The organism is Rhodococcus pyridinivorans (assembly GCF_900105195.1).
GTDB lineage: Bacteria > Actinomycetota > Actinomycetes > Mycobacteriales > Mycobacteriaceae > Rhodococcus > Rhodococcus pyridinivorans.
This window is the reverse complement of record NZ_FNRX01000002.1, coordinates 4,734,639-4,753,656: the sequence shown is the minus strand read 5'-3', so window position 1 is coordinate 4,753,656 and position 19,018 is coordinate 4,734,639. Positions and strand designations below refer to the sequence as shown.

The following is a 19,018-nucleotide window of genomic DNA, read 5'->3' as shown; positions in this document are numbered from 1 at the left end:
CGGACAGGTTCTCCGAGCTCATACATGGGGATCACGGACGTGGTCGGGAAGGCCGCGCGGAACGCGTGGTCGTTGTTCGTCGCCGAGCCCGCACTCGGCCTGCTCGACGCCGTCTTCGGCGGGGTGCCCGCACCCATCGTCCGCACGGCCTACCGCCTCACCGCGATCGACGCGAGATCCAGCGTCCGTCCGGCAGCGCCGCACGCGACACCTCGTGGGTCGAACTGGACGCCTTCCTCCACGAACCGTGTGCGGACAGCAACGCGCCGGCCGCCACGCTTCCCGTCGAACAGGGAAGTCGTGACGACCGGCGCGTGAGTGCCGGGCCGGTGTGTACTGCCGGCTAGTGCGTTCCGGCGGTCTCGGGGGCCGACACCTCCACCCCATCCGCCTCGGGCTCCGGGGCCCGTCGGACGAACAGGGAGCCGACGACTGCGATCACCGCGATCGCCGCGCCCCACGTGAACGCGCCGTGGACACCGTCCGCGAGCGCACCGGCGGGATCGCCCGCGCTCTCGGCGCCCGCGACGGTCGTGCGGGTCAGCACCGTGATGAACAACGCCGTACCGGCCGCACCGGCGACCTGCTGCATGGTGCTGACGATGGCGCTGCCGTGGGAGTACAACTGCCGCGGCAGCGCTCCGAGTGCCGAGGTCAGCAGCGGCGAGAACATCAACGCGAGGCCGATGTTGAGCAGCACGTGCCAGGCGATGACCGTGCCGATCGTGGTGGTCGCGTCGAAGGTCGTCATGCCCCACATCGCGACGCAGGCGATGACCGCGCCCGGTGCGACGAGCGGCCGCGGACCGAACCGGTCGAACAGGCGTCCGACGATGTAGCCGAGCAGACCCATGACCAGACCACCGGGCAGCAGCATCAGGCCGGTGGTCAGCGTCGACTGACCCAGCACGTTCTGCAGGTAGATCGGCAGCAGGATGAGGGTGCCGAACAGCGACATCATGCTTACCGAGACGAGTGCAACCGCGAGCGAGAACGCCGGGGTACGGAACGCGCGCATGTCCAGCAGGGCGCCGTCGCCGAGGCGGATCTGACGCAGGACGAAGACCGTCAGCGACGCGATGCCGACGACCAGCGGCAGCCACGGCGGCATGAGCGGATCGCCCTCGGCGGCCTCACCGAGACTGCTCAGACCGAAGACGAGACCGCTGAACCCGAGGGCCGACAACACCACCGACGGGGCGTCGAGCGGAACCGCGACCGGTTCGGTGACGCTGCGGATCCAGCTCAGGCCGAGCGCCGTCGCGACGACCGCGATCGGCAGCACCAGCCAGAACATCCACCGCCAGCTCAGCTGGTCGAGCACGACGCCACCGATGGTCGGGCCGACCGCGGGAGCGACCGCGATGACGATCGAGATCACGCCCATCGTGCGACCGCGACGATCGGCGGGAACCAGGTTGAGCACCGTCGTGAACAGCAGCGGCAACATCACCGCGGTGCCCACGGCCTGGACGACACGACCCAGCACGAGGACCGGGAAGATCGGGGCGCTCGCGGCGATCAGGGTGCCGAGCAGGAAGCTGCCCATCGCGATCGCGAAGACCGTGCGCAGCGACAGCCGGGTGAGCAGGTAACCCGTGATCGGGATGACGACGGCCATGGTCAGCATGAACGCCGTGGTGAGCCATTGGGCGGTGGCTGCGCCGACGTCGAACTCGACCATCAGCTTCGGCAGCGCGACGCTCATGATCGTCTCGTTGAGGATGACGACGAATGCGGCCCCGACGAGAACGGCGATCAGAAGACCGGCGCGCGGTGCGGCAGCGGCCTGCGGCTCGGCCGTACCGGCCGAGGCTGGGGAACTCGGTGGAGTAGAAGACACGAGGAACACAACGGGATACCGGTCGGAATTGTTCCGCCGATATCCCGTCGAGCGGATCAGTCGGGGACGTGCTCGCCGTGCCCCTGTTCGCGCAGGGCGTCCTTGATCTTGCGATGCGCGCGGTCGAGCGATTCGGGCGACGGATCCTTCTCGGCCGTCGCGAAATCGAAGTCGCCGAGGGAGTAGGCGGGGAAGACGTGCAGGTGCAGGTGGGGGACCTCCAGGCCGGCGATCATCAGGCCGGCGCGCGGGGCGTCGAAGGCGGCGGTGACGGCGCGACCGAGGATGCGGGCGACGTCGTTCACCTTCGCCCACAGGTCGTCGTCCACGCTCTGCCAGTGATCGACCTCCTGCCGTGGCACGACCAGCACGTGTCCCTCGGTGAAAGGGTTGATGGTCAGGAAGGAGACGACGTCGTCGTCCTGCCAGACGAAACGGCCCGGCAGTTCACCGGCGATGATCTTGCTGAACACGGAAGTCATACCGGGAGGATAAGGGACACCGGGTTCACCGGAGCTGTTCCCCGACATCGGCCGCCGCGACGGTGAGGACCAGCAGCGGCACGACCTTCTCCGGCGCGATCCGGTAGCGGTTTCGGCTTCCCTGCTCGACCACCCGCGCAGCCGACAGAGCCCGGAGATGGTGGTAGAGCCGGCCGGTCGACGTGAGGTCGGTGGCCTCCTGGAGTTCGGTGGCGGTGGCGGGCCCGCGCAGCAGAGTCCGCACGATCGCCAGCCTCGCGGGGTTGCCCAAGGCGTCGAGGACGGCGGCGACGGGAACGGGATCGAGTGCGAGGGATGCGCCCGCGTCGTACTCGATGTTCCAGCGGACGTTGCCGTGCAGGGAGACGAAGCCCCCGTAGGTCACGGACCCCGTGCTTCCTGCCACGTCCGCCACGGGACCGGTGCCACCGGGACCGTCCCCGGCGCCCCGGCGGGTCGCGTCGCCCTCGAGGATCCGCACACGGCGTTCGAGATCCGCGAGCCGGGCCTCGTACTCGTCGTTCACGTCGCCGTCGCTCACATCGCGCAGCGTATCCGCTCGAGAAAATCGGGATCGTTCGCTGCCGCGGCGAGCATCTCCTGATGGGCGAACGATTCGAGGGCTTCCGCGTAGTCGCTGTCCGACATGCCGGACGCGAGCATCACCGTGGTCGCGATCGTGTCGTCATCGCGGCGGAAGGTGACTGCGTCGGTGAGGATGCCGGGCAGGCTACCGCCCTTGAATCCGACTCCCTCGAATCCCGGAACCGTGGACGGTTGCCATTCGAGGTGGGTACGCGCGAGGTCACCGCCGGCACCGAACGAACCGTCGGCGATCGCGCGATGCAGGGCGGTGAGCTCGGCGGCCGATCCGGTGTTGTCGAAACGCTGGACGCGGTCGACCCGGGCGAACAAATCCTCCGGCGCCGGGTGCTGCACCGCTTCGGCGCGGTAGGCGGGTTCGGAGGCGTAGCGGCGCGCGGCGTCCCAGACCGCCGACGAATCGTCGAGTGTCGGGTCGAGCAGCGCGAGTGTGTTGCCGAGCATCGTCGGCGGCGTGAAGTCGTCCCAGCCGCCCTGGGCGGCGGCCTCGCGCAGGGCGTCGTCGCCGAGGCGGTCGCGCAGGTAGTCGGGGACCGCGTTGTCGCTCTCCTGGATCATCGCCGACACCATCTCGTCGAGAGTGACGGTGTCCTCCGGGTCGTTCACACCGAGCCGTTCGAGAGCCCGGGGGTGTGCGCCGCCGTCGGTGTCCGGGAGATGCCAGCGTTCCCAGTCGGCGAGCGGTACGCGCTCGTCGGGGGAGAGTTCACCGGCTGCGACGGCGCGGGCATAGGCGGCGAGATGCACGACCTTCACAGCCGACGCGAGCGGTTGCCGCTCGTCGGGTCGTTGTTCGAAGGTCCCGCCGTTGCCGTCGTCGACCGCGATGGCGACCGTGTCGGGGTTCTCGGCGAGGTAGCCGATCCAGCCTTCGGCGGTGCTCACGTCCGCGGCGGGGGTGGGCATGCATTCACCGGCTGGGGCGGACGCGTCCGCCCCAGCCGGTGCAGGGATGTCGGACTCCGGTGGAGTGCTCTGCCCGCATCCGGCCAGAGCGATCACGACGCTCGTCGCGGCGAGGGTGGTTCCGATCCTGTTCGGCATGGCGGTATCCGTCCGTGTCGGGGTGACAGTTCGAAATTCCGAACTTTCGAAATAACGATAGATCAGTCGGGTGGGCGTGTCGAGAGCTCACGGCGACTCCGACGGTCGCGGGCGGTCGTATCGTCGGGCTCATGGAAGGTGACGGGAGCGTGCGGGAGGCGCCGCTGCGCGTGCTCGTGGACGAACTCGTCACACACGTCCTCGTCGGGCTTCCCGCGGATCGGCGCACGGTCGTCGGTCTGTGCGGGCCGCCGGGTGCCGGGAAGAGTCGCGCCACGGCGCTGCTCGTCTACGCCCTCCGATGCGCGGGGGTCTCCACCGGACAGGTGCCGATGGACGGCTACCACCTGTCCAACCGGCAGCTCGACACCTTCGGCGCGCGGGACCGGAAGGGGGCGCCCGACACCTTCGACGTGGCCGGCTTCCGCGACATGCTGAGCCGGGTGCGGCAGTGCCGCGACGAGACGATCTACGCCCCGGATTTCTCCCGGCCGCTCGACGAACCGATCGCGGCGGTGCACGCTGTGCCGGCCGATGCCCGGGTGATCGTCACCGAGGGCAACTACCTGATGTTCGAGACCGGGGGATGGGAACACATCCGCCCGCTGCTCGACCTCGTCATCTACATCGACGCACCCCGCCGCACGCTCACGCGACGTCTCGTGCGCCGGCACCGCCACCACGGACGGGACGAGGACGGCGCACGCGAATGGGTGCGGACCGTCGATCTGCCCAATGCGGAAGCCGTTCAGCGCACGCGTTCCCGCGCCGATCTCGTGTGGAGACCGGTCCCGTAGTCTGTCCTGCGTGCGCGTACTCGTTATCGGCTCCGGTGCCCGTGAACATGCTCTTGCTCTCGCCCTGTCCCGCGACCCCGGCGTGACCGCCGTGCTGGCCGCGCCGGGCAACCCCGGTATCGCGAACGTCGCCGAGCTGTTCCCCGTCGATGCGGCCTCCGCCGACAACGTCGTCGCCCTCGCCACCGCGCAGAAGGCCGACCTCGTCGTCATAGGTCCCGAGGTTCCGCTCGTCCTCGGGGTCGCCGATGCCGTCCGCGCCGCGGGCATCCCCTGCTTCGGACCGTCCGCCGCCGCCGCACGCATCGAGGGATCGAAGGCGTTCGCGAAGGACGTCATGGCCGCCGCCGGTGTGCGCACCGCCCACAGCGAGGTCGTCGACACACCCGCGACCCTCGACGAGGCGCTCGACCGGTTCGGACCGACCTGGGTGGTCAAGGACGACGGTCTCGCTGCCGGTAAGGGCGTCGTCGTCACCACCGATCGCGCCGCCGCCCGCGACCACGCCGCCGAGATCCTCGAGAACGGGCACCCCGTCCTGCTGGAGTCCTTCCTCGACGGTCCCGAAGTCTCGCTGTTCTGCCTCGTCGACGGCGAGACGGTCGTGCCGCTGCTCCCGGCGCAGGACCACAAGCGCGTCGGCGAGGACGACACCGGCCCCAACACCGGTGGCATGGGTGCCTACACGCCGCTGCCGTGGTTGCCCGAGGGTAGCGTCGAGCGGATCGTCTCCGAGGTCGTGGAGCCCGTCGCGGCCGAGATGGTGCGCCGCGGATGCGGTTTCTCCGGACTGCTCTACGCGGGTCTGGCGATGGGCGCCGAGGGCCCGGCCGTGGTCGAGTTCAACTGCCGTTTCGGCGACCCGGAGACCCAGGCCGTGCTCGCTCTGCTCGAGTCCCCGCTGGGCGAGGCCCTGAAGGCGGTCGCCGCCGGCACGCTCGCCGAGCTTCCGCCGCTGCGCTGGAAGGACGGCGCCGCGGTGACCGTGGTGCTCGCCGCCGAGTACTACCCGTCCACCCCGCGCACCGGCGATGTGATCACCGGCGCCGAGGGCGACACGGTGCTGCACGCCGGCACGAAGCGTCGCGAGGACGGCGCGCTGGTCTCCGCAGGTGGGCGCGTGCTCAACGTGATCGGTGTGGGTGCCGATCTCGCGTCCGCGCGCGAGGCCGCTTATGATCGGCTCGCCGACGTCAAGCTGCCGGGCGGTCACTTCCGCCGCGACATCGGTCTGGCGGCCGTCGAGGGCCGGATCTCGGTCTAGCCTTTCACTCTCGTCCTTCACCCTTGCACCTACCGGGTGTATGTTGCACACTCGGTGCATTTCGATGCCGCCAGGGGTGACTGCATGGTTTCTCGAAGACGAACGCCGACGCCGGACCCGACACCGCTACGGCACCACCACGTCGTCGTCCACGGGTTGCCGGACGACGTCCTCGTCGAGCGCGACGTGCCCATCCGCACGGGCGACGGCACCGTACTGAGAGCCGACGTCTACCGTCCTGCCGACTCCGGTGAGCACGACCGCTGCCCCGTGCTGGTCGCCGTCACCCCCTACGGCAAGGACGCCGGCGTCGACCGGTATCCCGTCGACTTCGACGACCTCGCCGAATCCGGCAACCACATCGGCGATCTCGAGATCAGTGACTGCACCTCCTTCGAAGCACCGGACCCCGCCTACTGGGTTCCTCGCGGCTACGTCCTCGTCGTCGCGGACATGCGCGGTCATCACGCTAGCGGCGGCCGTCCCCGCCTGCTGCTCGGCCGGGCCGCGCTCGACTGCGCGTCCGTCGTGGAATGGGCCGGTGGTCAGGAGTGGAGCAACGGCCGCGTCGGCCTCGCCGGCGCCGACTATCTCGCCACACTGCAGTGGTACACCGCCGCGCTCAACCCGCCCTGTCTCGCGGCCATCGCACCCTGGGAAGGTGTGAGCGATCCCTGCCGCGACATCCTCACCCAGGGCGGCATCCCCGAGACCCGCTACAGCGAGTTCTGGTACAGCGCGATGAACACCGGGGCCCGCTGCGGCGCCGCCTCCCTCCGGCGGTTCACCCCGTGGTTGCGGCGCCGTTTCCCCGACTTCTTCCGTCACCTCGCCCCGCCGCCCCGGCTCGAGGACGTCACCGTGCCCGCGCTCGTCGGCGTCTCGTGGTCCGATCAGGGCCCACGCGCCCGCGGGTCGGTCGAGGGTTACCGCCGCATCGCGTCGGAGCACAAGTGGCTCTACACCCACGGCCGGAAGATGTGGCAGACCTTCTACGGCAACGAGGCCCTCGACTACCAGCGACGATTCTTCGACCGCTTCCTCAAGGACGAGGACAACGGCTTCGAGGACACCCCGCGCATCCGTCTCGAGACCCGCCACGACCTGCGCACCTATTCCGAACGCCTCGAATCCGAGTGGCCGGTCCCCGACACCCGTTACGTCGCATTCCACCTCGACCACGCGAACGCCGACCTGAGCACCACCCCGTGCGAGAGCAGCCAGTTCCGCCGCACCTTCCCCGTCGCGGGCGACGAACTCGTCTTCACCCACACCTTCGACGAGGACACCGAGATCACCGGGCACGCGGCGCTGCGTTTGTGGGTGCAGGCGAAGGACGCCAACGACATGGACCTGTTCGTCGGGCTCGCCAAGCGCGACGAGCACGGCCGCGACGTGTGGTTCGAAGGCCACGGCGGCTACGAGAAGGGATTCGTCGCCCACGGGTGGATGCGGGTCTCGCGGCGGGCGCTGGACCCGGAGGCCTCCACCGCCTACCGGCCCGTCCACGACCAGACGAAGTACTGGCCGTTGCTGCCCGACCAGATCGTGCCCGTCGACATCGAGATCATGCCGCACAGCACCTTCTTCGAAGCCGGATCGAGCCTCGTGCTCGTCATCGCCGGCCACGACCTCGACGAGAACCCACGCGTCGGGCACGATCGCACCCTCAACAAGGGCTTCCACATCGTGCACGCCGGCGGACAGTTCGACTCGCATCTGCTGTTGCCGGTCGTGCCGCAACCGACGCCCGAACCCGACGCGGAGGCCACGCAGGTGAAGGTCGTCGATCGTCAGGACTATCCGATCGCGTGGGGTGCCCTCACCCGACTTCAGCGCGTCCGGCTCTGACGAACGACGCGGGGCGTACTACCGTCGTCGACGTGCGCCCCGAATCCCAACGCTCCGGTATCGAGACGTTCCATGTCATGGATGTGTGGAAGGCGGCCGCCGAGCGGCAGCGCAGCCACGGCGACGTCCTGAGTCTCGCCGCCGGACAACCGTCGACCCCCGCACCCGCTCCCGTGCTCCGGGCCGCCAACCTGGCGATCGATGCGGAACTGCTGGGTTACACGGAGACCTTCGGCATCCTGCCGCTGCGCGAGGAGATCGCGGCGTACCACCGCCACAAGTACGGCATCGACGTCGACGCGGACGACGTCGTCGTCACCACCGGCTCGTCCGGCGCCTTCACCCTGGTGTTCCTCGCGGCCTTCGACGTCGGCGACACCGTGGTCGTCGCCCGCCCCGGCTACCCGGCCTACCGCAACACCCTCGCCGCGCTCGGTTGTCGTGTCGTCGAACTCGACTGCGGTCCGCAGACCCGCTACCAGCCCACCGTCGCGATGCTCGAGGAACTCGACGCTCCGCCTGCGGGAATCGTCGTCGCCAGCCCCGCCAACCCGACCGGCACGATGATCGAACCGTCCGAGCTCGCGGCGCTCGCGCGCTGGTGCGACGAGCACGGCAGCCTGCTCATCTCCGACGAGATCTACCACGGCATCGAGTTCGGCACCGTCCGGTCCGAGACCGGTGAGGGCACCGGATCACCGGCGACCTCGACGGCGTGGGCGACCTCGCGCGACTCGGTGGTGATCGGCTCGGTGTCGAAGTACTTCTCGATGACCGGTTGGCGGCTCGGCTGGATGCTCGCGCCCGAGACGATGCGTCCGGCTCTGCAGCGACTCGCGTCGAACATGACGGTGTGCCCGCCGTCGGTCTCGCAGTTCGCGGCGGTCGAGGCGTTCGGGACCGAGGCCCGCACCGAACTCGACGGGCACGTCTCCCGCTACGCGGTGAACCGGGAACTGCTGCTCGAAGGGCTGCCGGATCTCGGCATCACGAAACTCGCACCGGCAGACGGCGCCTTCTACGTCTACGCCGACATCGGCCATCTGCTCGACGGCGAGAACTCGACGGCGTGGTGCGCGCGGCTGCTCCACGACACCGGGCTCGCGCTCGCACCGGGCGTCGACTTCGACACCGTGCGCGGCGGCGAGACCGTGCGGCTGTCGTTCGCGGGTTCGACTGCCGACGTCACCGCGGCGCTCGACCGGCTCGCGGCCTGGCTGCCCGTCTCCTGAACGCCGTGCCGGACCGCCGCGGCCGGGTCACCGCCCGTCGGCGATGATCCGCGCGATGTTCCGTTCGGCCAGCGCCGCGATGGTCAGCGACGGGTTCGCGGTGCCGGTGCTGCCCGGGATCAGCGCGCCGTCGACGACGTAGAGACCGGGATGGCCGTGCACGCGGCCGTAACCGTCGGTCGCCTCGCCGAGCACCGCACCACCGAGTGGATGCGCAGTGAAGGTCGCGTTGACGTCCTCGGCCATCGGCGATGCGCCCGGGATCGTGCCACCGGCCTGCGCCATCGCGTTGTGCACGGCCCGCAGGGCGTCGACGCTCTCGCGTTCGCCACCGGTCGGCCAGTTCAAAACCGCCCGATCGGCACCCGGGTCGTACGCGAAGTCGGCACGGGTGGGGTCGAGGGTCATGCCGAGGGAGGCGAGCATCCCGACGTCCTTCGCGGTGCCCGCGACGAACCAATTCTCGAGGCTCAGCGGCAGACCGGACTCGTCGACGATCCGCGACGCCGACGGCGCGCCCTGGTCGCCGCCGAAACCCTCGGTGAGCGCGAACGAGCGGACGAGCACCGCGTCGCCGTTGGTGCCCCAGCCCCGGCCCACGCGCTCGTCGAGGTTCGGCAGCGAACCGGTGTGCCGCGCCTTGACGAGCAGTTCGGTCGTGCCGATCGATCCGGCGCCGAGGACGAGGCGGTCGCACGTGATCGTGGTAGTGCGCAGCACCACCCCCGTCGGGTCGACGGCCTGCACGTCGAGCCGGTAGCGGCCGTCGCCGTTCTGACCGATCGCAAGCACCCGGTGACCGTGGCACACCAGGGTGCGCCCGGTCGCCTCTGCCGCCGGGATGTAGTTCTGCGTGAGATCGAACTTCGCGCCGTTCGAGTTGCCGAGATTGCTCTCGCCCGCGACGGCCGATCGGCGGACCGAGCCGGCGAGTTCGGCGCGCACGACGTCCCAATCCCAGATGCCGTCGATGCGGTGCGGGCTGTAACCGGCGGCGCGCGCGTCGTCGTCCCATCGCCGCGAGTGCGTGAACTCGGCGGCGTTGTAGATGTCGTCGGGCATCGGGTCGAGGCGCAGCATCGAGCGCACCTTCGGGTACCAGGTGGAGGTCATCTCGTCGTAGGACAGACGGCCGCCGAAGACGTGCTCGAAGAGGTGCCGTTCGGGAGCGATCATCACTCCGGTGAACACGATCGATCCGCCACCCACCGCCGCGCCGCGCCACACCGACATGTTCGGGTAGTCGACCACATCGAGGACACCGGCGAAGTCGTCGCACACCACCGGGATGCCCGTCGGTCCGGTGAAATGGGTGCGGTGGTGGTAGCCGCGACCATCGGCGAGCAGGTCGGTCGTGAAGATCTCGCGGTGCGGGTCGCGGGGCCAGCGCATGCCGCGCTCGAGCATCGTGACCCGGTTCCCGGCCTCGGCCAGGCGCAGCGCGGCGACGCTCGCACCGAAACCGGAGCCCACCACGACGACCTCGGAATGCTCCGGCGGGGAGGGCGGCGGAACGAACAGTTCGGGCACGAGTCGGCGGTACTCGTCGACCCCGACGGGCAGCGCGTCCGCACGCGGGAGGCCGATACCGGACATGCCCGGCGCCGCGGCGCCGGCACCCGCCAGGGCGGCCCCGAGAAGCGATGCCTGCAGAAAGCGTCGACGTCTCATCCGGTACGGCTCCGATCGTTCGATGATCTACTCGCGGGGCTGCGCTCGCCGAGGACTCGACACGCGCGGGCGGGCGCAATGGTACCGGTTGGTCTCCACTTCCGTTTTCCCCTGGTGAGACGGTCGGGACTGTCACCATGAGAAGGTGTCGATTGCTGCGACCCCGAAGGGCGAACGGCGCCGTCAGGCGCTGGTCGAGGCAGCGGCCGACCTCATCCTCGAAGGGGGGATCGACGCCGTCCGCCACCGGGCCGTCGCCACCCGCGCGGGCCTGCCGCTCGCATCGACCACCTATTACTTCGAATCGCTCGACGACCTCGTCGCATGCGCGGTCGACTACAACAGCGAGCGGGAACTCGACGCGATGCGGGAGCGCGTCCGCGACATCGAGCCGCTCCCGCGCAGTCTCGAGGGCACGGCCGATCTCATCGTCGAACTGCTCATCGGACCGCGGGACTGCGACGGCGGCATCGACCGCGAACGCCTGATCTCCCGGTACGAGCGGTGCGTCGCGACAGCCCGCTATCCGGAACTGCGTGACGTGCAGGTCCGCATGCGCGAGCAGATCGACCACCTGCTCACCGACCTGCTCGAACGCTGCTGCCGATCGGTGCGGCCCCGCGAGGTGCGTCGGCTCGTGGCGGTCGTGGACGGCGCGGTCCTCGGCGGACTGGGCGAGCTCGATCCCGACCCGCGCTCGCTCGCGCGCGGCATCCTGCTCGACGTCGTCGAGACCGTCGCGCCCCCGGTCGAGGATTGAGGTCGGGGAATACGGGAGCAGACCCGGACCGTAAACTCACTTGTGTGAGCCACATCCCCAACGTCCTCGCCACCCGCTACGCCAGCCCCGAACTCCGGGACCTGTGGTCGCCCGAGTACAAGATCGTGCTCGAGCGGCAGCTGTGGCTCGCGGTGCTGCGGGCGCAGGCCGAACTCGGGATCGACGTTCCCGCCGAGGCGATCGCCGACTACGAACGCGTGATCGAGCAGGTCGACCTCGAGTCCATCGCCCAGCGCGAGCGCGTCACCCGCCACGACGTCAAGGCCCGCATCGAGGAGTTCAACGCCCTCGCCGGTCACGAGCACGTCCACAAGGGCATGACCAGCCGCGACCTCACCGAGAACGTCGAGCAACTGCAGATCCTGCGGTCGCTCGAGCACGTCCACTCCCACGGTGTCGCCGTGGCCGCACGCCTCGCCGAGCGCGCCACCGAGTACGCCTCGCTCGTCATGGCCGGTCGCTCGCACAACGTCGCGGCGCAGGCCACCACCCTCGGCAAGCGTTTCGCGTCGGCCGCCGACGAACTGCTCATCGCGCTGCAGCGCGTCCGGGAACTGATGGCCCGCTACCCCCTGCGCGGGATCAAGGGCCCGATGGGCACCGCACAGGACATGCTCGACCTGCTCGGCGGTGATTCCGCCAAGCTCGCGCAGCTCGAGCAGAAGGTCGCGCAGCATCTCGGCTTCGCGAACGTCTTCACGAGCGTCGGCCAGGTCTATCCGCGTTCGCTCGACCACGACGTGCTCTCCGCGCTCGTGCAGGTCGGCGCCGGTCCCGCGTCGTTCGCCCACACCATCAGGCTCATGGCCGGCCACGAACTCGTCACCGAGGGCTTCCAGCCCGGCCAGGTGGGGTCGTCCGCGATGCCGCACAAGATGAACACCCGCTCGTGCGAGCGCGTCGACGGCCTGCAGGTCGTCCTGCGCGGCTATGCCTCCATGGCCGCCGAGCTCGCCGGCGCGCAGTGGAACGAGGGCGACGTCTTCTGCTCCGTCGTCCGCCGTGTGGCCCTTCCCGACGCCTTCTTCGCGATCGACGGCCAGATGGAGACCTTCCTGACGGTCCTCGCCGAGTTCGGTGCCTACCCGGCGGTGATCGAGAAGGAACTCGTGCGGTACCTGCCGTTCCTCGCGACGACCAAGGTCCTCATGGCCGCGGTCCGGGCCGGGGTGGGTCGCGAGACCGCACACGAGGTCATCAAGGAGCATGCGGTCTCCGTCGCACTCGCGATGCGCGAGGAGGGTCGCGAACCCGATCTGCTCGACCGTCTCGCCGCCGACGACCGGCTGCCGCTCGACCGCGCCGCGCTCGACGCGGCACTGGCCGACCGGGAGGTCTTCGCCGGAGCTGCGGTCGCGCAGGTCGAAGCGGTCGTCGCGGCGGTGCAGGACCTCGTGACGCAGTATCCGGAAGCAGCGAAGTACACGCCGGCGCCGATTCTGTAGGAAGCCGATTCGACAGGAATCACGGGAACCGACTGCCGGGGGGAGTGTCCGATGGGGGTGGCGGTATCAGCAGGAGAGAACGAAGTGTCGGTGAAACCGGGAAATACGGGTCGGTTGCGTGACGCAGCGCGAACACGCACCGCGCTGCTCGATGCAGCGCGCGAGGTGTTCCTGCGCGACGGATACGCGGCGGCGGCCACGGAGGAGATCGTCTCGGTGGCGGGGGTGACGCGCGGTGCGCTCTACCACCACTTCGCCGACAAGCGGGATCTGTTCCGCGGTGTCATCGAACGACTCCAGTCGGAAGCGGAGAGCTCCCTGGTCCCGGCCGAACCGGTCGAGGACGCCTGGGGGGGCTTCACCCAGGCCGTGCTCGCCTCGCTCGACGCGGTCTACGACCCCGCGACCCGCCGGCTGCTGCTCATCGAAGCCCCCGCGGTCCTCGGCTGGGCCGAGGTCCGCGAGACCCACCGGCACTCCTCGCTGAAGGCCATCGAGCGCATGCTCGTCACCCTCGATCCCGAGACCTACGAGGCGTCGCCCACGCGGACGTCGGTGCTCGCGCACCTGCTCGTCGCGGCCGTCGAGGAAGCGATGCTGTGTCTCGCGCACAGCGACGACCCGGTGCGCGACCGTCCTACGGTGCAGGGCGAACTGCTACGCCTGCTCGAAACCGCCCGCGGACCCGCACGTGCGGAGGAGTCCACGCCACAGTGACGGACTGCATCTTCTGCGCCATCGTGGCCGGGCAGTCGCCGGCCAGCGTCGTGCTCGACGATCCCGACGTGCTCGCGTTCATGGACATCCGCCCGTTCACTCCCGGGCATCTGCTCGTGATTCCGAAGCGGCACGCCTCCGGACTGGCACAACTCGATCCCGACGACGGAGCGAAGGTGTTCACCGCCGGGCAACGGATCGCCACGGCGATGCGCGCGTCCGACCTCCCGATCGAGGGCGTGAACATGTTCCTCGCCGACGGCGCCGCCGCCGGCCAGGAGGTCTTCCACGTGCACCTGCACCTCGTGCCGCGCAGCGCCGGGGACGGCTTCGGGATCCGAGCCGATTGGCGGACACCGAACCGGACCGTGCTCGACGGCACGGCCGCCACCATCCGCACCGCCGTGCAGACACCCCGGTCGTGATGCAGTGACAGGTGCATACGTTCAGCCGATCGCGCCGGTCGGCGGGTCGCTCGCGTGGTCGGCACTGGTGGCGGTACTCCCGCTGCTGACCATGCTCGTCCTGCTCGCCGTCTTCCGACTGCGGTCGCATTCGGCCGCGGGAATCGCGGTGGTCGTGGCCCTGATCGTGGGCACCGCCGTCTACGGCATGCCGGTCGGGTCCGCGCTCAGTGCCGGTGTCGAAGGTGCGGTCTTCGGTCTCTTCCCGATCATGTGGACGGTGGTCAACGCCGTCTGGGTGTACCGGCTCACCGTCGAATCCGGGCACTTCGACGTCCTCACCCGCGCCTTCGGGCGAATATCCCCGGATCCGCGGATCCTCACCATCGTCATCGCCTTCCTGTTCGGCGCGCTGCTCGAGGCGGTCGCCGGTTTCGGCACCCCCATCGTCGTCGCGACCGTCGTGCTCATCGGTGCCGGTCTGCCGCCGGTGCGTGCGGCCGCGGCGTCGCTGCTCGCCAACTCGGTCGTCACCCCGCTCGGCGTCATGGGCACACCGATCCTGACGATGTCGCGCGTCTCGGAGATCCCGATCGACGAGATCGGACCGGTCGTCGCGCGTCAGGTCTGCCTGCTCGCGGTGTTCGTTCCGCTCGTGCTGGTCGCGGTGGTCGGCGGATGGCGCGGAGTTCGCGAGACGTGGCCGGTCGCGCTCGTCGTCGGACTTGCCTTCGGCGCCGCCCAGTTCGTGTGCGCGAGCTATCTCACCGTGGGGCTGAGCAACATCGCCGGTGCCGTGGCCGGTCTGCTCGTGCTGCTGGTCGCGGTGAAGGTGCACCCCATGCATCGGGAGGCCCGCCGGGCCGCATCCGACCGGATCCACGACTCGCGTCGACGCGTCGTCGAGGCGTTCGCCCCCTACGCCCTGATCGTGGTCGTCTTCCTCGTCAGCCGGTTCGGTCCGGTGGCGTCGCTGTTGTCGAACGCGAGCCTGTCGTTCCCCTGGCCGGGTGTGGACGTGACTACGGCCGACGGGGACGTTCCCACCGCGGAGACCTTCACCATCGATCTGCTCACTGCCCCGGGCAGCCTCGTCTTCGTCGCCGCGCTGCTGTCGATACCGGTGCTGAAGGTCGCGGTGGCCGACGCGGTGCGATGCTTCGTCGCGGCGGTCGTGCAGTTGCGGTGGTCGTTCGCGACGGTGACGGCGGTCCTCGCCCTCGCGTACGTGATGAACCTGTCCGGGCAGACCGCCACGATCGGCGGTTTTCTCGCCGGTGCGGGCGTGGCGTTCGCGCTGTTGTCGCCGGTGCTCGGCTGGCTCGGCGTCGTGGTCACCGGCTCGAACACCGCCTCCAACGCGATGTTCGGCAGCCTGCAGGTCGCCGCGGCCCAGCAGTCGGGACTCGACCCGACCGTGCTGGTCGCCGGGAACATGGCCGGCGGCACCACCGGCACCCCGATCGCACTGCAGAACCTCGCGCTGGTGTCGTCGGTGAAGGGACTGTCCGGCAAGGACGGGCTGCTCATGCGCCGGATCTGGCCGCTGAGCATCGCCGGTCTCGCGGTGCTCGCCGTCCTCGTGTGGCTGCAGTCCACCTCGGTGCTGGGCTGGATGGTGCCTTGACGCTGCAGTTGTGCAGTGACGAACGTCGGCGTGCCGCGAACGCCTGTTTCGTGCGGGGTGCACTAGCGTTGTCGGAGTGGTTCGTGCACAACCGATACTGACCCCGCTCACCGAAGCGGCGATCTTCCTCGTCGTCACCGTCGACGAAGGCGCAGAGGACACCGTGCGGGATCTGCTCGAAGATCTCTCGGGCCTGCGCCGCTCGGTCGGTTTCCGCATCCCGGAGGGCGGCCTGTCGGTCGTCACCGGCATCGGCTCGGATATGTGGGACCGGCTGTTCGACGGCCCCCGGCCCGCCGGACTGCATCCGTTCGTCCCGCTCGACGGCGGTCGGCACCAGGCCCCCTCGACCCCCGGCGACCTGTTGTTCCACCTCCGCGCGTCGACGATGGACCTGTGCTTCGAACTCGCCGCGAAGATCAACGATAGGCTGCGCGGTGCGGCTCGGGTCGTCGACGAGACGCACGGCTTCCGCTATTTCGAACGCCGCGACCTGCTCGGCTTCGTCGACGGAACCGAGAACCCCGAGGACGACGAGGCCGTCGAGGCGGCCCTGGTCTCCGACGAGGATCCGGACTTCGCCGGCGGTAGCTACGTCGTCGTCCAGAAATACCTGCACGACCTCGCGTCGTGGAACTCGTTGACCGTCGAGGAGCAGGAGCGGGCGATCGGCCGGACCAAGCTCGACGACATCGAGCTCGACGACGAGACCAAACCCGCGAATTCGCATGTCGCACTGAACGTGATCGTCGACGAGAACGGGGTCGAGCAGCAGATCGTGCGCGCGAACATGCCGTTCGGCAGCTTCGGCGCCGACGAGTTCGGCACCTACTTCATCGGTTACTCGGCCACCCCGGAGGTGACCGAGCAGATGCTGCGCAACATGTTCCTGGGCAGCCCGCCCGGCAACACCGACCGCATCCTGGACTTCTCCACCGCGGTGACGGGATCGCTGTTCTTCTGCCCCTCGCTGGAGTTCCTCGAAGATCTTCCGCCGTCACCGGCGGAAATTCCCTCCCACGAAGATCCGAGTGCCTCGACCGCCGGCCGGCCTGCCGACGGATCACTCGGAGTTGGCGCTCTGCGAAGGAGTTCGACCCTGTGAACAATCTGTATCGCGACCTCGCCCCGATTTCCGAGGCAGCATGGACCGAGATCGAGGAGGAGGCCGCACGCACCTTCAAGCGACACGTCGCCGGGCGCACCGTCGTCGACTTCTCCGGACCGCACGGCACCGACTTCGCGGCGGTGGGTCTCGGCCGCACCCGCGAGATCGAACCCCCGGCCGCCGGAGTGCGGGCGCGTCAGCACCGCGTCGCGCCGGTCGTCGAACTGCGGGTGCCGTTCACGCTGTCGCGCGAGGAGATCGACAGCGTCGAGCGCGGTTCCCGCGACATCGACCTCGACCCCGTCAAGGAAGCGGCCCGCCAGATCGCCTTCGCCGAGGACCGCGCGATCTTCGAAGGCTACGCGGCCGCGGGTATCGAGGGCATCCGGGCGTCGTCGTCGAACCCGTCCCTGCAGCTGCCCGAGGATCCCCGCGACTTCCCGGAGATCATCAGCCAGGCGCTGTCGCAGCTGCGACTGGCGGGTGTGGGTGGCCCGTACTCGATCCTGCTCGGCGCCGACGAGTACACCAAGGTCAGCGAGACGTCCGATCACGGCTACCCGATCCGCGAACAACTGCGCCGCCTCATCGACGGCGACCTCATCTGGGCCCCGGCGATCGACGGCGCGTTCGTGCTGACCACGCGCGGCGGCGACTACGACCTGCAGGTCGGCCAGGATCTGTCGATCGGCTACCTCTCGCACGACGCAGAGACGGTGAACCTGTACTTCCAGGAGTCGTTCACCTTCCTCGTCTACACCGGCGAGGCCTCGGTTCCGCTGGTGCCGACGACGCTCGAACTCCCGCACTGAGCCGGTCCCGGGGCGTCCGCGCGTGCGGCGCCCCGGGTCACCGACCGTCCGGCCGGATCACGACGGCGCCGGCGCGGGTTTACCTACGATCGTCCTGCTGTGCTGGGCGGCCTTCGGCCTCGTCCTGGCGTTCGTGGCCTCCCGTCGAAAGCCGGTGTCGGAACCGGCGCGAACGGAATGACCTGAGACTTCTCATAGTAATTCGCTAGAATTATGTACATGACGACTCTTCCTGTTGCCGACGCGCGGGCGCAATTGTCACGACTGGTCGATGAGGCCGAGCGCACACACGAGCGATTCGAGATCACCCGCAACGGGCACCGCGCCGCGGTGCTTCTCGGTGCCGACGATTACGACGCGATGCAGGAGACGATCGCGGTGTTGTCGGATACGGATCTGCTGCGGGCGCACGTCGAGGGCCGAACGGAGGTCGAGTCGGGAGACGTCGTCGATGTACAGGAATTGACGCAGCTGATGCGTGATGCTCGGTCGTCCGAGGAATGAGCACTCCGGACCACCCGTATCGGCTGGTGATGGCGAGGTCGGCTGCACGCGCCATGGCGAGGTCGTTGCCGGAGAAGGTAGCAACTGCGGTATACGAGTTCGTCACAGGACCCCTTCTCGAGAATCCGAAGCGGGTGGGGAAGCCGTTGAATCCGCCTCTTGCGCCGGCGTACAGCGCCCGGCGAGGTGAATATCGCGTCCTGTATCTGATCGATGATGCGAACCGCACGGTCGAGGTCACCGCGATCTCGCACCGTGCCGATGCGTATCGATAGAAGACGGTCGGACAGTGCTGCCGCGAGCCGTCGGGGTTGCGGCAGCTACCGAGCTGTCAGAGTGCTCCGGCCTTCAACGCCGCCGCGTTGACGCGCACGAGCGCGGCGTGCAGGTCCTGGAGTTCGTCGAGCCCGACACCGAGGGCATCGACGACCTGTCCCGGCACCGACTCGGCCTTGGCACGCAGCGCCCGGCCGGCGTCGGTGAGCTCGAGGACGAGTTGCCGTTCGTCGGCCGCGCTGCGCGCGCGGGTGATCAGGCCCAGCGCCTCGAGTCGCTTGAGCAGGGGAGACAGCGTGGGCGAGTCGAGCTGGAGTAACTGCCCCACTTCCTTGCTCGTCAGCGGCGAGCGTTCCCACAGGGCGAGCATCACCAGGTACTGCGGGTGGGTCAGTCCCAGCCTGTCGAGGATCGGTCGATAGACCGCGAGCACGGCGCGGTTCGCCACGGCGAGAGCGAAACACACCTGCCGCTCCAGCGCGAGAGGATCATCACCGGAAGCAGGGAGGTGGGTGGCCGGGGACTCGACGCTCATGAACCGACGATACCGAACCGGT

General features: G+C 69.3%; 20 protein-coding genes. 14 read left to right on the top strand and 6 right to left on the bottom strand.

Annotation, left to right across the window (positions count from 1 at the left end; genetic code table 11):
* The first annotated feature begins 24 nt into the window (after positions 1-24).
* Positions 25-318 carry a hypothetical protein gene (locus BLV31_RS22545; protein ID WP_033096855.1) on the top strand — a complete coding sequence of 98 codons (294 nt, stop codon included), beginning with the start codon at positions 25-27 and terminating at the stop codon, positions 316-318.
* A gap of 25 nt (positions 319-343) precedes the next feature.
* Here the strand turns inward: BLV31_RS22545 and BLV31_RS22540 are convergent, their stop codons facing one another.
* Genes BLV31_RS22540 through BLV31_RS22525 form a run of 4 tightly spaced genes read right to left on the bottom strand, consistent with a single transcriptional unit; the run spans position 344 to position 3,972 of the window.
* Complete coding sequence (locus BLV31_RS22540) at positions 344-1,843, bottom strand: MDR family MFS transporter (protein WP_139192989.1); 1,500 nt, start codon at positions 1,841-1,843, stop codon at positions 344-346.
* A gap of 56 nt (positions 1,844-1,899) precedes the next feature.
* On the bottom strand, positions 1,900-2,325 hold the full coding sequence (locus BLV31_RS22535; RefSeq protein ID WP_006551872.1) for an HIT family protein: 426 nt from the start codon (positions 2,323-2,325) through the stop codon (positions 1,900-1,902).
* Positions 2,326-2,350: 25 nt separating this feature from the next.
* A complete protein-coding gene (locus tag BLV31_RS22530; protein WP_231412891.1) occupies positions 2,351-2,866 on the bottom strand; it encodes an ArsR/SmtB family transcription factor in 516 nt (171 codons plus the stop codon).
* Positions 2,863-3,972: a serine hydrolase gene (locus BLV31_RS22525; RefSeq protein WP_033096853.1), complete on the bottom strand. Its 1,110-nt coding sequence runs from the start codon at positions 3,970-3,972 to the stop codon at positions 2,863-2,865. Before BLV31_RS22525 ends, BLV31_RS22530 begins: the two co-directional genes overlap by 4 nt.
* Positions 3,973-4,103: 131 nt before the next feature.
* Here BLV31_RS22525 and BLV31_RS22520 point away from each other — a divergent pair, with 131 nt between their 5' ends.
* From BLV31_RS22520 to BLV31_RS22505, 4 genes are all read left to right on the top strand, one after another.
* Positions 4,104-4,769 (top strand): nucleoside/nucleotide kinase family protein, encoded by a 666-nt coding sequence (locus BLV31_RS22520; RefSeq protein ID WP_024102972.1) that lies wholly within the window; start codon positions 4,104-4,106, stop codon positions 4,767-4,769.
* A 10-nt stretch (positions 4,770-4,779) separates the two neighbouring features.
* A complete protein-coding gene (purD, locus tag BLV31_RS22515) occupies positions 4,780-6,033 on the top strand; it encodes a phosphoribosylamine--glycine ligase (protein WP_006551868.1) in 1,254 nt (417 codons plus the stop codon).
* Positions 6,034-6,117: 84 nt separating this feature from the next.
* Positions 6,118-7,884 (top strand): CocE/NonD family hydrolase, encoded by a 1,767-nt coding sequence (locus BLV31_RS22510; protein WP_248846193.1) that lies wholly within the window; start codon positions 6,118-6,120, stop codon positions 7,882-7,884.
* Between the two features lie 32 nt (positions 7,885-7,916).
* Positions 7,917-9,116, top strand: a complete 1,200-nt coding sequence (locus BLV31_RS22505; RefSeq protein WP_019290068.1) for a pyridoxal phosphate-dependent aminotransferase — start codon at positions 7,917-7,919, stop codon at positions 9,114-9,116.
* 27 nt (positions 9,117-9,143) lie between these two features.
* Here the strand turns inward: BLV31_RS22505 and BLV31_RS22500 are convergent, their stop codons facing one another.
* Complete coding sequence (locus BLV31_RS22500) at positions 9,144-10,787, bottom strand: GMC oxidoreductase (protein ID WP_064060435.1); 1,644 nt, start codon at positions 10,785-10,787, stop codon at positions 9,144-9,146.
* Between the two features lie 145 nt (positions 10,788-10,932).
* Here BLV31_RS22500 and BLV31_RS22495 point away from each other — a divergent pair, with 145 nt between their 5' ends.
* From BLV31_RS22495 to BLV31_RS22455, 9 genes are all read left to right on the top strand, one after another.
* Positions 10,933-11,547 carry a TetR/AcrR family transcriptional regulator gene (locus BLV31_RS22495; RefSeq protein ID WP_006551864.1) on the top strand — a complete coding sequence of 205 codons (615 nt, stop codon included), beginning with the start codon at positions 10,933-10,935 and terminating at the stop codon, positions 11,545-11,547.
* 44 nt (positions 11,548-11,591) lie between these two features.
* Positions 11,592-13,013 carry an adenylosuccinate lyase gene (gene purB / locus BLV31_RS22490; RefSeq protein WP_006551863.1) on the top strand — a complete coding sequence of 474 codons (1,422 nt, stop codon included), beginning with the start codon at positions 11,592-11,594 and terminating at the stop codon, positions 13,011-13,013.
* A 114-nt stretch (positions 13,014-13,127) separates the two neighbouring features.
* On the top strand, positions 13,128-13,730 hold the full coding sequence (locus tag BLV31_RS22485) for a TetR/AcrR family transcriptional regulator (RefSeq protein ID WP_019290064.1): 603 nt from the start codon (positions 13,128-13,130) through the stop codon (positions 13,728-13,730).
* Complete coding sequence (locus BLV31_RS22480) at positions 13,727-14,155, top strand: HIT family protein (RefSeq protein WP_064060434.1); 429 nt, start codon at positions 13,727-13,729, stop codon at positions 14,153-14,155. Before BLV31_RS22485 ends, BLV31_RS22480 begins: the two co-directional genes overlap by 4 nt.
* A 4-nt stretch (positions 14,156-14,159) precedes the next feature.
* Complete coding sequence (locus BLV31_RS22475) at positions 14,160-15,761, top strand: L-lactate permease (protein WP_024102976.1); 1,602 nt, start codon at positions 14,160-14,162, stop codon at positions 15,759-15,761.
* Positions 15,762-15,837: 76 nt separating this feature from the next.
* Entirely contained in the window at positions 15,838-16,866 is a 1,029-nt protein-coding gene (locus BLV31_RS22470; protein WP_024102977.1) for a Dyp-type peroxidase, read from the top strand.
* A complete protein-coding gene (locus BLV31_RS22465; protein ID WP_006551857.1) occupies positions 16,863-17,681 on the top strand; it encodes a family 1 encapsulin nanocompartment shell protein in 819 nt (272 codons plus the stop codon). Before BLV31_RS22470 ends, BLV31_RS22465 begins: the two co-directional genes overlap by 4 nt.
* 213 nt (positions 17,682-17,894) lie before the next feature.
* Positions 17,895-18,185 carry a type II toxin-antitoxin system Phd/YefM family antitoxin gene (locus tag BLV31_RS22460; RefSeq protein WP_006551856.1) on the top strand — a complete coding sequence of 97 codons (291 nt, stop codon included), beginning with the start codon at positions 17,895-17,897 and terminating at the stop codon, positions 18,183-18,185.
* Positions 18,182-18,460, top strand: a complete 279-nt coding sequence (locus BLV31_RS22455; RefSeq protein WP_024102981.1) for a type II toxin-antitoxin system RelE family toxin — start codon at positions 18,182-18,184, stop codon at positions 18,458-18,460. Before BLV31_RS22460 ends, BLV31_RS22455 begins: the two co-directional genes overlap by 4 nt.
* A gap of 56 nt (positions 18,461-18,516) precedes the next feature.
* Here BLV31_RS22455 and BLV31_RS22450 read toward each other — a convergent pair whose 3' ends face one another.
* Positions 18,517-18,996, bottom strand: a complete 480-nt coding sequence (locus BLV31_RS22450) for a MarR family winged helix-turn-helix transcriptional regulator (RefSeq protein WP_064060433.1) — start codon at positions 18,994-18,996, stop codon at positions 18,517-18,519.
* Positions 18,997-19,018 lie beyond the last annotated feature (22 nt).